This is a genomic window from Streptomyces sp. NPDC008139 (assembly GCF_042957025.1).
In the GTDB taxonomy this organism is placed as follows: Bacteria; Actinomycetota; Actinomycetes; order Streptomycetales; family Streptomycetaceae; genus Actinacidiphila.
Window position 1 is genome coordinate 63,697 of the sequence record NZ_JBIBHM010000016.1, and the last position, 12,381, is coordinate 76,077.

Annotated in this window: 7 protein-coding genes; 6 read left to right on the plus strand and 1 reads right to left on the minus strand. The window is 71.0% G+C overall.

All coding sequences use genetic code 11. The features are described from left to right. Positions 1–193: 193 nt before the first annotated feature. The 5 genes from ACFZBB_RS29670 to ACFZBB_RS29690 all read left to right on the plus strand — a co-directional run bounded on the left by ACFZBB_RS29670 (position 194) and on the right by ACFZBB_RS29690 (position 9,685). On the plus strand, positions 194–982 hold the full coding sequence (locus ACFZBB_RS29670) for an ABC transporter ATP-binding protein (protein WP_188285264.1): 789 nt from the start codon (positions 194–196) through the stop codon (positions 980–982). Next, entirely contained in the window at positions 979–3,546 is a 2,568-nt protein-coding gene (locus ACFZBB_RS29675) for an FtsX-like permease family protein (protein ID WP_391128680.1), read from the plus strand. The genes ACFZBB_RS29670 and ACFZBB_RS29675 overlap by 4 nt, the downstream gene beginning before the upstream one ends. Before the next feature lie 261 nt (positions 3,547–3,807). Further along, entirely contained in the window at positions 3,808–7,347 is a 3,540-nt protein-coding gene (mfd, locus tag ACFZBB_RS29680) for a transcription-repair coupling factor (RefSeq protein WP_391128683.1), read from the plus strand. 208 nt (positions 7,348–7,555) lie between these two features. After that, on the plus strand, positions 7,556–8,650 hold the full coding sequence (locus ACFZBB_RS29685) for a glycoside hydrolase family 19 protein (RefSeq protein ID WP_391128686.1): 1,095 nt from the start codon (positions 7,556–7,558) through the stop codon (positions 8,648–8,650). Positions 8,651–8,776: 126 nt separating this feature from the next. Further along, positions 8,777–9,685, plus strand: a complete 909-nt coding sequence (locus tag ACFZBB_RS29690) for a TolB family protein (RefSeq protein ID WP_391128688.1) — start codon at positions 8,777–8,779, stop codon at positions 9,683–9,685. A gap of 42 nt (positions 9,686–9,727) precedes the next feature. Here ACFZBB_RS29690 and ACFZBB_RS29695 read toward each other — a convergent pair whose 3' ends face one another. Beyond that, positions 9,728–11,401 (minus strand): DUF2079 domain-containing protein, encoded by a 1,674-nt coding sequence (locus ACFZBB_RS29695; protein ID WP_391128691.1) that lies wholly within the window; start codon positions 11,399–11,401, stop codon positions 9,728–9,730. Between the two features lie 261 nt (positions 11,402–11,662). On the opposite strand from ACFZBB_RS29695, the gene ACFZBB_RS29700 reads away from it, so the two are divergent. Next, positions 11,663–12,220 carry a hypothetical protein gene (locus ACFZBB_RS29700; protein WP_391128694.1) on the plus strand — a complete coding sequence of 186 codons (558 nt, stop codon included), beginning with the start codon at positions 11,663–11,665 and terminating at the stop codon, positions 12,218–12,220. The last annotated feature ends 161 nt before the right edge of the window (positions 12,221–12,381 follow it).

Consider the following 12,381-nt stretch of genomic DNA (forward strand, 5'->3'; position numbering starts at 1 on the left):
GGCCACCGGTTCGTACCGGCGGATGACGATCCCGGGCCGTCCGTTCCATACGGTCATGAGGCGGGGTGGGGATAGCCCCACCCACAAGACGGAGACCTCCCCCATCGTGCCGGGGGACGGCGCTCCGACAAGCTGAGCACACCGGCTCAACAGGGCCTGGTCAGGGCCCGCATCGACCTCACAGGAGATTCACGTGACAACGGCAGTGACGATTCCCAAGTCCGGGGGCAGCGGAGAGCGTCCGGCCGTTGCCGCAGCAGGCCGAGCGGTGACGAAGGCGTACGGCAGCGGCGAGACGCGCGTCCTGGCGCTCGACGCGGTGGACGTCGACATCGCGCGCGGCCGGTTCACCGCGATCATGGGCCCCTCGGGCTCCGGCAAGTCCACGCTGATGCACTGCCTGGCCGGGCTGGACACCGTGTCCGAGGGCCGGATCTGGATCGGCGACACCGAGATCACCACCCTCAAGGACAAGAAGCTCACCCAGCTCCGCCGGGACAAGATCGGCTTCATCTTCCAGTCATTCAACCTGCTGCCGACGCTCAACGCGGCGGAGAACATCACGCTGCCCATGGACATCGCGGGCCGCAAGGTGGACCGCGACTGGTTCGACCGGGTGGTGGAGACCGTCGGTCTCGCCGGGCGCCTCAAGCACCGCCCCACGCAGCTCTCCGGCGGTCAGCAGCAGCGCGTCGCGGTCGCCCGCGCCCTCGCCGCCCGCCCCGAGATCATCTTCGGTGACGAGCCGACCGGAAACCTCGACTCCCGCGCCGGCGCCGAAGTCCTCGGCTTCCTGCGCAAGTCGGTGGACGAGTTGGGCCAGACCATCGTGATGGTCACCCACGACCCGGTCGCCGCCTCCTACTCCGACCGTGTGCTGTACCTGGCGGACGGGCGGATCGTCGACGAGATGCAGAACCCGACCGCCGACGGCGTCCTGGAGCGCATGAAGTCCTTCGACGGTCGCGGGAGGACCTCGTGACCGTCCTGAAGACATCGGTGCGCAACTTCCTCGCGCACAAGGGACGCATGGCGCTGTCCGCCGTCGCCGTCCTGCTCTCGGTGGCGTTCGTGTGCGGCACGCTCGTGTTCACCGACACCATGACCGCCACCTTCGACAAGCTCTTCGGCTCCACCGCCTCCGACGTCACCATCAGCGCCAAGAAGGTCGACGACGCGCAGGAGACCGGGCGGCCCGACACCGTGCCCGCCTCGCTCCAGCAGACCCTGCTCAAGGTGCCGGGCGTCGCCAAGTCCTACCCCGACGTCACCAGCGACCAGGTGACGGTCGCCGACGCGAACAACAAGAGCATCAGCCCGACCAGCGGCGCCCCGACCATCGTCAGCAACTGGGACCCGACCGAGACCAAGGCCGTCGAGCTGTCCTCGGGCAACACCCCGCGCGGGCCCACCGACGCGGTGATCGACGCCGACACCGCCGACAAGCACCACTTGAAGATCGGCGACACGCTGCGCGTCATCGCCGCGCCCGGCGACTTCCACGTCACGATCTCCGGCATCGTCACCTTCAAGACCACCAACCCCGGCGCGGCCGTCATCTACATCGAGACCGCCACCGCCCAGGCCAAGCTGCTCGGTGACAGCCACGCGTACACCGGCTACGGCCTGACCGCCGCCAAGGGCGTCACCGACGACCGCCTCAAGGCGGATGTCACGACGGCCATCGGCGCGGGCAAGTACACCGTCGACACCGCCGCCGAGACCAAGAAGAAGGACAAGGACGACGTCGGCGGCTTCCTGAACTTCATGAAGTACGCGATGCTCGGCTTCGCGGGCATCTCGGTCCTGGTCGGCATCTTCCTGATCGTCAACACCTTCTCCATGCTGGTCGCCCAGCGCACCCGTGAGATCGGTCTGATGCGGGCCCTCGGCTCCAGCCGCAAGCAGGTCAACCGGTCGGTGCTGGTCGAGGCGGTGCTGCTCGGCGTCGTCGGCTCGGTGCTCGGCATCGGCGGCGGCATCGGCCTGGCCGTCGCCCTGATGAAGCTCATGGGCCAGGCGGGCATGAAGCTCGACACCTCCGAGCTGACCATCAAGGCCACCACCCCGATCGTCGGCCTGGCCATCGGCGTCATCGTCACCGTGATCTCCGCCTACATCCCGGCCCGCAGGGCCGGACGGATCTCCCCGATGGCGGCGCTGCGCGACGCGGGCACCCCCACCGACGCGAAGTCCGGCCGGATCCGCGCCGCGATCGGCGTCCTGGTCTGCGCGATCGGCGCCGTGGCGCTGGTCGGCGCGGGACAGTCGGACAAGGCGTCCTCCGGCGGCGGACTGCTGGGCCTGGGCGTGCTGTTCAGCCTGGTCGGCTTCGTGATCATCGGCCCGCTGCTGGCCGGTGTGATCGTACGAGCGGTCAGCGCGGTCATCCTGCGGTTCTTCGGGCCGATGGGCCGCCTCGCGGAGCGCAACGCGCTGCGCAACCCGCGCCGTACCGGTGCCACCGCCTCCGCGCTGATGATCGGCCTCGCGCTGGTCGCCGGCATGTCGGTGGTCGGCTCGTCCATGGTGGCCTCCGCCGACGACCAGCTCGACAAGTCGGTCGGCGCGGACTTCATCCTCCAGCCCGACGGCGGCCAGCCGCTGACCCCCGCCCTGGTGGCGGCGATCAAGTCGGCCTCCCACATGGAGCACTTCACCGAGTACGCGGGCGTCAACGCCAAGGTCACGCTGCCCGACGGCAAGACGGTCACCAAGCAGTTCAGCGCGGTCAGCCCGACCTACGCCGACGACCTGCGGCTCAAGACCGTCAAGGGCAATCTGAAGGACGCGTACGCGAAGAACGGCATGTCCGTCAACGAGGCGTACGCCAAGGACCACCACATCAAGATCGGTGACGAGCTGCCGGTGACGATGATCGGCGGCACGCCGACCAAGCTCCGCGTCAACGTCATCACCAGCGACGACACCACGGTCGACCACGGCGTCTGGTACACCAACCTGGCCACCGCCAAGCAGTACCTCCCGGCGGACAAGCAGCCGCTCGACCAGATCATGTTCGCCAAGGCCGTCGACGGCCAGGCCAAGGAGGCGGGCGCCTCGCTCACCGCGGCCGTCAAGGACTACCCGCAGCTCAAGGTCCGCGACCAGTCCGACTTCAAGGACCTCATCCACAAGCAGGTCAACCAGCTCCTGTACATGATCTACGGGCTGCTCGGCCTCGCGATCATCGTCGCCATCCTGGGCGTGGTGAACACCCTCGCCCTGTCGGTGGTCGAGCGCACCCGGGAGATCGGCCTGATGCGGGCGATCGGCACCTCCCGGCGGCAGCTGCGCCGGATGATCCGCCTCGAATCGGTGGTCATCGCGCTCTTCGGCGCGCTGGTCGGCCTCGGTCTCGGCCTCGGCTGGGGCACCACGGGACAGAAGGTGCTGGCCTCCCAGGGGCTCGGCGTCCTCCAGATCCCGTGGACGACGATCATCCTGGTCTTCATCGGCTCCGCGGTCGTCGGCCTGCTGGCCGCGCTGCTCCCGGCCTTCCGGGCGGGGCGGATGAACGTACTGAACGCGATCGCCACGGACTGACGCCGCCGGTCACACCGGCCGGTGGCGCAGGTCACCACAGACGCGGCCCCGGAAGCGCAACCCCCCGCGCTCCGGGGCCGCCCGTGCGTCCCGCCCCCGGGTCCGCCCCCGCCGGGCGTCCCCGCCCACGGGCTCCGCGGCCCCGCGCCTCGCGCGATGGCCTGTGGCTGTCGGCGGTACGTCGTACGCTGGAGGTACCCCCGGCCCGTGACACGTGTCGGGTGCTTCGCGTTGCCTCTGCCCCGGGACGGAAAACCCCTCATGAGTCTGAACGGTCTGGTCGACGTCGTCGTCGAGGACGCCGCCCTCGCGGAAGCGGTGGAGGCCGCCGCCTCCGGCGCCCGGCCGATGGTGGACCTGGTGGGGCCGCCCGCCGCGCGTTCCCTGGCCATCGCGGCGCTCGCGGCCCGCGCGCACCGCACCGTACTGGCGGTCACGGCGACCGGTCGCGAGGCGGAGGACCTGGCCGCCGCGCTGCGCACCCTGCTGCCGCCGGACGCCGTCGCCGAGTACCCGGCGTGGGAGACGCTGCCGCACGAACGGCTGTCCCCGCGCAGCGACACCGTCGGCCGCCGCCTGGCCGTCCTGCGCCGCCTGGCGCACCCGCGGGCCGACGACGCGGCGACCGGACCCGTACAGGTCGTGGTCGCCCCCATCAGGTCCGTGCTGCAACCGCAGGTCAAGGGCCTGGGCGACCTGGAGCCCGTCGCCTTGCGGACCGGGCAGAGCGCCGACCTGGGCACCGTCACCGAGGGTCTGGCGGCAGCCGCGTACTCCCGCGTCGAGCTGGTCGAGAAGCGCGGCGAATTCGCGGTGCGCGGCGGCATCCTCGATGTCTTCCCGCCGACCGAGGAGCACCCGCTGCGGGTGGAGTTCTGGGGCGACGACGTCGAGGAAATCCGCTACTTCAAGGTCGCCGACCAGCGCTCCCTCGAAGTCGCCGAGCACGGCCTGTGGGCGCCGCCCTGCCGTGAGCTGCTCCTCACCGACCAGGTGAAGGAGCGGGCCGCGGCGCTGTCGGTCGCCCACCCCGAGCTGCACGAGCTGCTGGACAAGATCGCCGAGGGCATCGCGGTGGAGGGCATGGAGTCCCTGGCCCCGGTGCTGGTCGACGACATGGAGCTGCTGCTCGACGTGCTCCCGGCGGGCAGCATGGCCGTGGTGTGCGACCCGGAGCGGGTCCGTACCCGCGCCGCCGACCTGGTGGCGACCTCCCGCGAATTCCTGGAGGCGTCCTGGGCGGCGTCGGCCGGCGGCGGCGAGGCGCCGATCGACCTGGGCGCGGCCTCGCTGTGGTCGATCGCCGACGTCCGCGACCGGGCCCGCGAGCTGGGCGTCCCCTGGTGGTCGGTGAGCCCCTTCGCCGCCGACGAGGCCGACGACCTGGCCGCCGACACCCTCAAGCTGGGCATGCACGCGCCCGAGCTGTACCGCGGCGACACCGCCCGCGCGCTCGCCGACACCAAGGGCTGGCTGGCCGACGGCTGGCGCACCGTCTACGTCACCGAGGGCCAGGGCCCGGCCGCCCGCGTGGTGGAGGTGCTGGGCGGCGAGGGCATCGCGGCCCGCCTCGACATCGAGCTGGCCGACCTCGCGGCGTCCGTGGTCCACGTGGCGACCGGCTCCATCGAGCACGGCTTCATCGACCCGGCGCTCAAGCTCGCGGTGCTCACCGAGACCGACCTGTCGGGGCAGCGCTCGTCCACCAAGGACATGGGCCGGATGCCGTCCCGGCGGCGCAAGACCATCGACCCGCTCACCCTCCAGGCGGGCGACTACATCGTGCACGAGCAGCACGGCGTCGGCCGCTATGTGGAGATGGTGCAGCGCACCGTGCAAGGCGCCACCCGCGAGTACCTGCTGGTCGAGTACGCGCCCGCCAAGCGCGGCCAGCCGGGCGACCGGCTCTTCGTCCCCACCGACCAGCTCGAACAGGTCACCAAGTACGTCGGCGGCGAGGCCCCCTCGCTGCACCGGCTCGGCGGCGCGGACTGGACGAAGACCAAGGCGCGGGCGAAGAAGGCCGTCAAGGAGATCGCCGCCGACCTGATCAAGCTGTACTCGGCGCGGATGGCCGCCCCCGGCTACACCTTCGGCCCCGACACCCCCTGGCAGCGCGAGCTGGAGGACGCGTTCCCCTACGCGGAGACGCCCGACCAGCTCACCACCATCGCCGAGGTCAAGGAGGACATGGAGAAGTCCGTCCCCATGGACCGGCTGATCTGCGGCGACGTCGGCTACGGCAAGACCGAGATCGCCGTGAGGGCGGCCTTCAAGGCCGTGCAGGACGGCAAGCAGGTCGCCGTGCTGGTGCCGACCACGCTGCTGGTGCAGCAGCACATGGGCACCTTCGCCGAGCGGTACGCGCAGTTCCCGGTCAAGGTGCGGGCGCTGTCGCGGTTCCAGACCGACAGCGAGGCCAAGGCCACCATCGAGGGGCTGCGGGACGGCACCGTCGACCTGGTGATCGGTACCCACCGGCTCTTCTCCTCCGAGACGAAGTTCAAGGACCTGGGCCTGGTCATCGTCGACGAGGAGCAGCGCTTCGGCGTCGAGCACAAGGAGCAGCTCAAGAAGCTGCGGGCCAACGTGGACGTGCTGACCATGTCCGCCACCCCGATCCCGCGCACCCTGGAGATGGCGGTCACCGGCATCCGCGAGATGTCCACCATCACCACCCCGCCGGAGGAGCGGCACCCGGTGCTGACCTTCGTCGGCCCGTACGAGGAGCGGCAGATCGGCGCCGCGATCCGCCGTGAACTGCTGCGCGAGGGCCAGGTCTTCTACATCCACAACCGGGTGGAGTCGATCGACCGGGCGGCGGCGCGGCTGCGTGCCATCGTGCCGGAGGCGCGGATCGCCACCGCGCACGGGCAGATGGGGGAGTCGCAGCTCGAACAGGTCGTGGTCGACTTCTGGGAGAAGCGGTTCGACGTGCTGGTGTCCACCACGATCGTGGAGTCGGGCATCGACATCGCCAACGCCAACACCCTGATCGTGGAGCGCGGCGACACCTTCGGGCTCAGCCAGCTCCACCAGTTGCGCGGGCGCGTCGGCCGCTCGCGCGAGCGCGGCTACGCGTATTTCCTGTACCCGCCGGAGAAGCCGCTGACCGAGACCGCGCACGAGCGGCTCGCCACCATCGCCCAGCACACCGAGATGGGCGCGGGCATGTACGTCGCCATGAAGGACCTGGAGATCCGCGGCGCGGGCAATCTGCTCGGCGGCGAGCAGTCCGGGCACATCGCGGGCGTCGGATTCGACCTGTACGTACGGATGGTGGGCGAGGCCGTCGCCGACTACCGCTCGGCGCTGGAGAGCGGCGGCGAGCCGGAGGAGACGCTGCTCGACGTCAAGATCGAGCTGCCGGTGGACGCGCACGTCCCGCACGACTACGCGCCGGGCGAGCGGCTGCGGCTCCAGGCGTACCGGGCCATCGCGGCGGCCAACACGGCCGAGGACATCGCGGCGGTCCGCGAGGAGCTGACCGACCGCTACGGCAAGCTGCCGGAGCCGGTGGAGAATCTGCTGCTGGTGGCGGGGCTGCGGATGCTGGCCCGCAAGGTCGGCGTCAGCGACATCACCCTCCAGGGCGTCAACGTCCGCTTCGGCCCTGTGGAGTTGCGCGAGTCGCAGGAGCTGCGGCTGAACCGGCTCTACCCGCGCACGGTGCTCAAGCACGCGACGAAGCAGATCCTCGTCCCGCGTCCGACGACGGCGCGGATCGGCGGCAAGCCGGTGGTGGGGCGCGAACTGCTGGAGTGGACGGCGGAGTTCCTGACGACGGTGCTGGACAACTGACAACGGTGCTGGACAACTGACAACAGTGCTGGACAACTGACGGCGGGCGCGCCGCACGGCCGGCGGCCCCGCGTGTGGGACAACTAGGGCTGTTCCAGCCGGTTTCCCACCGCCCGGCGGACGTTCAATGGTCTGGACCTTGACAGGTCCAGACCATTCCGCTTGAGTCTGTCCCGACCCCACTCGAACCCCCACAAGGAGTGGTCACGTGTCGAGACAACGGCTCATAGCGTTCCTCACCGCACTCGCGGTCGCGATAGGAATCGCCATCCTCGTACCGCTGGCGTCCACCGCCTCCGCCGCGGGCTGCTCCACCGCGTGGAACTCGTCGTCGGTGTACACCGGCGGCATGAGCGCGTCGTACAACAGCCACAACTGGCTGGCGAAGTGGTGGACCCAGGGCGAGACGCCCGGTGCCGCCGACGTCTGGTCGGACCAGGGCGCCTGTACCGGCGGTTCGGGCGGCACCGGCGGCACCACGGGCGGCACCGGCGGGACCTGCAACTACCCGGCGTGGGTCCAGGGCCACAACTACGTCGCCGGTGACATCGTCAAGTACAGCAACGGCAACTACTACAAGGCCTCCCACGACAACCCGGGCTACGACCCCACCATCAGCACCTGGTACTGGGACCCGTTCGGCTGCAACGGCGGCGGTACGACCACCCCGCCCGGCAACCCCAGCGGATTCGTCGTCACCGAGGCCCAGTTCAACCAGATGTTCCCGAACCGGAACTCCTTCTACACCTACAGCGGCCTGACCGCGGCGCTCAGCGCGTACCCCGGTTTCGCGAACACCGGCAGCGACACGGTGAAGAAGCAGGAGGCCGCGGCCTTCCTCGCCAACGTCAGCCACGAGACCGGCGGCCTCGTCTACATCGTCGAGCAGAACACCGCGAACTACTCGCACTACTGCGACACGAGCCAGTCCTACGGCTGCCCGGCCGGACAGTCCGCGTACTACGGCCGCGGGCCGATCCAGTTGAGCTGGAACTTCAACTACAAGGCCGCGGGCGACGCGCTCGGCATCGACCTGCTGCACAACCCCAACCTGGTGCAGACCGACTCGGCCGTCGCCTGGAAGACCGGCCTGTGGTACTGGAACACCCAGACCGGCCCCGGCACCATGACCCCGCACAACGCCATGGTCAACGGCGCCGGATTCGGTGAGACCATCCGCAGCATCAACGGCAGCATCGAGTGCAACGGCGGCAACCCCGCGCAGGTGCAGAGCCGGATCAACTCCTACCAGAGCTTCGTCTCGATCCTCGGAGTCCCGGCGGGCAACAACCTGAGCTGCTGACCCGGCGTCGTCCCACGGACGCACGCAAGGCCGTACGCGGGTAAGGCCGTACGGGCCCAGCCCGTACGCACGCTTCATCCGACGCGCCCCGCTCACCACGAGCGGGGCGCGTTAGTGTGAGCGGCTGTGACGATCACCGGAGCGGGGACGAACGTACGGCCGCTGGCGGCGGGACAGCGCGCGCGGCTGCTGGTCGGGGACATCGACGGCGGCGAGCCGCGCCTGGTGTACGAGACGGCGGACAGCGCGCTGGAGGCGCCGAACTGGTCGCCGGACGGCCGCTGGCTGGTCTTCAACCAGGACGGGCTGCTGCTGCGGATCGCCCCCGGCGGCGGGGCGCCCGAGGTCATCGACACCGGCGGCATCACGGACGCCAACAACGACCATGTGCTCTCGCCGGACGGCGGCACCGTCTATCTGTCGGCGGGCGACGGGCACATCCACGCCGTGCCGTTCGAGGGCGGACCCGCGCGCCGGATCACCAACGACCGCGGCCCCGGCCCCTTCCGGCACTTCCTGCACGGCGTCTCGCCCGACGGCCGCACGCTGGCGTACGTGGGCGTCGAGCCGTACGGCGGCGACGAGTGGGGCTACCGCAACATCTTCACCGTCCCCGCGGCCGGCGGCCCCGACACCCGGCTGACGGACTCTCCGGCGCCCGCCGACGGCCCGGAGTTCAGCCCCGACGGCGCCTGGATCTACTTCAACTCCGAGCACGGCGCGACCGTCCCCGGCCACGCCCAGCTCTTTCGGATGCGGCCGGACGGCACCGGGCTGACGCGGCTCACCTCCGACGCGCGCGTCAACTGGTTCCCGCACCTGTCACCCGATGGACGACACGTCCTCTACATCAGCTTCCCGCCCGGCACCGAGGGGCACCCGGCCGACCGCGACGTCGTCCTGCGCGTCATGGCCCCGGACGGCGGCGCCCCGCGTGACGTCCTGGCCTTCCCCGGCGGCCAGGGCAGCCTCAACGTCAACAGCTGGGCCCCGGACAGCCGCCGCTTCGCCTACGTCGACTACCCGACGGCCTGAGCGGACCGGTCGGCCCGGCCAGGCTCAACGCGCCCGGCCCGCCTAGCTGTTCGGCGGGCTCGTCCGGTGCATGATCACATAGCCCTCGGCGTTGACGATCTGCTGATACTCGGCGTTCGGGTGGAGCTGCTTGGCGTAGGTGAGCGGATCGGGCACCCAGCCCGAGGAGTTGTCGATCACGATGTAGTCCGGGCTGATGCCCTGCGTGTCGCCGACCCAGTACACCGTGGTCCGGTGGACGAGACGGCTGATCGGCCCGACGTTCGCCTCCACCGAGGAGCCGCTGGGCACCGTCTCGAGCAGCTTCTCCACGGCCTTGGTGTGCGCGTCGACCTTGTAGGTGTCGGAGTGGCTGAGCGAGGCCAGCGGCATCGTCAAGGTGAGCGCCAGCGCGGCGCCCGCCGCCGCCGCGGGCAGCCCCGAGGCGTACGAGCGCAGCCAGGGCCGCGGGCTCCTGCGGGAGAGCGCCGCCGCGTCCACGAGGGCGAGGAAGACCACCGGCATCAGCACCGCGCTGTAGTGCCACTCGGTGCCCCAGTAGTGGTCGTCGTGCGAGATGAACCGCCAGCCGATGGTCGGCAGCGCGGCCAGCAGCAGCGGCGAACGCAGCGCCAGCAGACCGGTGGTCGGCAGCAGGATCCACAGCAGGGTGTGCACGGCGGTGCCGAACGGGATGTGCCCCGGCATCGGCGCCCCGTTGCCGTTCAGCTTGTTCCAGTAGTCGTATCCGCCCGCGCTGTTGAACGCCGGGATGATCACCGCGAAGGCGAGCGCGGAGGCCAGCACCCCGAGGCTGACCAGCCCCAGCGCGTACGGCCCGTACCGCATGCCGTCGCTGAGCCGCGGCGGCTCCTCGGCCCGCGTCCCGCTCTCCTCGGCCTCCGGGGCCTCGGCGCCGTCGGCGCGCGGCGCCGGGACGACGTCCTCGCCCCGAACGGACCCGGACCCGCCGACGGACCCGGACCCGCTGACCGACCCCGCCCCTGACGGAGCCCCGGACATGGACTCGGATCCAGCGTCCGGCTCGGTCTCCTTGCGGGTCCGCAGCCATACGATCGCGCCGATCGCGGCGGCCGTGACGCCCATGTCCTCCTTGACGAAGATCAGCGGCAGCGCCCACCACATCGCCGGCGCCCACTTCCTGCGCAGCACCGCCTCCAGCGAGAACGCCAGCAGCGGCATCGCGAAGGCGATCTCGTGGAAGTCGAACTCGACCGCCCGCTGCACGCCCCACGACAGCCCGTACGCCACGCCGACCGCCAGCCCGCGCCCGCGGCCCAGCAGATGGGCGGCGCCCCGGGTCACGGGCACGATCGACAGCGCGAACAGCAGCGCCTGCGCGACCAGCAGCGTCACCGGGCTCGGGAACACCCGGTAGAAGGGGGCGATCAGGGCGGTGATCGGACTGAAGTGGTCACCGAGGATGTTGAAGCCGGGGCCCTTGAGGTCGGCGACCGGCGCGTGGAAGTGCGCGTAGGAGCCGACCGCCTGCTCGAAGATGCCCAGGTCCCACGACATCGTGAGCATCCGCCGGTAGCGGGTCACCGACAGCGCGAGGAACGCCGCGAAGAAGACCGTGGCCAGCAGATACGGGTCGACGCGCGGTCCGATGCCGCCGGGCCTGAAGCCGGTCGTCGGCGCGTCGTCGACCGTGGTGCCGCCGGGCGCGGCGGCTCTGGTGTCCTGCGCCGGTATGACGGCCTCGGCCCTGTCCATCGTCGGTCCTCCCGCGGAAGCTGGGTCGGGGTCTGCCGGAAAAGATACGGGACGCGGCTGTGCCGGGGGCACTCCTGAACCCGCCATCCCCACTCACCTCCGCCACTCGCGTCCCGGCACCGCGGGCCCGCCGCTCCCGGCGGACCGGCGCGGCCCCCACGGTCTCCGTCCCGTATGCACCGTTATGCGGTGCTTCACCGCGAGAAAGATACCCCTCGGCCGCCGCTGTCCCGGCGGCCCGCGCCGCATATGCTGCCCGCCGTGAAAACGTGGACGAACGCGCATCGGCTCTGGATACTCCTGGCGGGCGCCGCGGCCGTGGCGGTGGCCGCCACCGTGACAGCCCTGGTCCTGACGTCCTCCGGCCCCGGCAAGGAGCGGGCTCTGCCGCCGGCCCGGGCGCGTACGTACACCGACCAGCAGGCGTGTCTGCTCACCGGGGAGCGCGGTCTGGCGGACCCGGCGGCGGCGCCGGTGTGGGCGGGGATGCGGGACGCCTCGGCCGGGACGCGCGCGAAGGTCAGCTATCTGGCGATGGCGGGGGAGCAGAGCGCGGCGGCGGCCGGGCCCTATCTGGCGACCCTGGCCGACCGCAAGTGCACGGTCGTCCTGACGGTCGGCGCGGCCCCCGACGGCGCGGTCCCGGCGGCGGGACCGAAATTCCCCGGCACGCGCTTCGTCGTCGTGGGGGAGAAGGCGGGCGGTACGGGCGGTACGGCTGACGCGCCCGGTGCGAATGTCACCGCCGTGCCCGGGGGCTCCGCCACGAGCACGCGCAAGGCGGTCGAGGCCGCCGTGACCGACGCGCTGCGTCACTGAGGTGTCGCTGAAGGGGTCCGCCGGGAGGCCCGCGCGGGCTTGACCTCGCTTGCCCAAAAGCAGGGCGAAAGGCGGACCAAACCCCTCCATCGTAAAGATCGTTCCCGGAACGAACCGGGACAGGGGTCACAAGTCGCCGCGCTTGATCATGTACAGGCAAA

Coding starts and splice junctions, on each gene's coding strand:
- mfd (WP_391128683.1), top strand. CDS start 3,808: ATGAGTCTGAACGGTCTGGTCGACGTCGTCGTCGAGGACGCCGCCCTC.
- ACFZBB_RS29695 (WP_391128691.1), bottom strand. CDS start 11,401: ATGGACAGGGCCGAGGCCGTCATACCGGCGCAGGACACCAGAGCCGCC.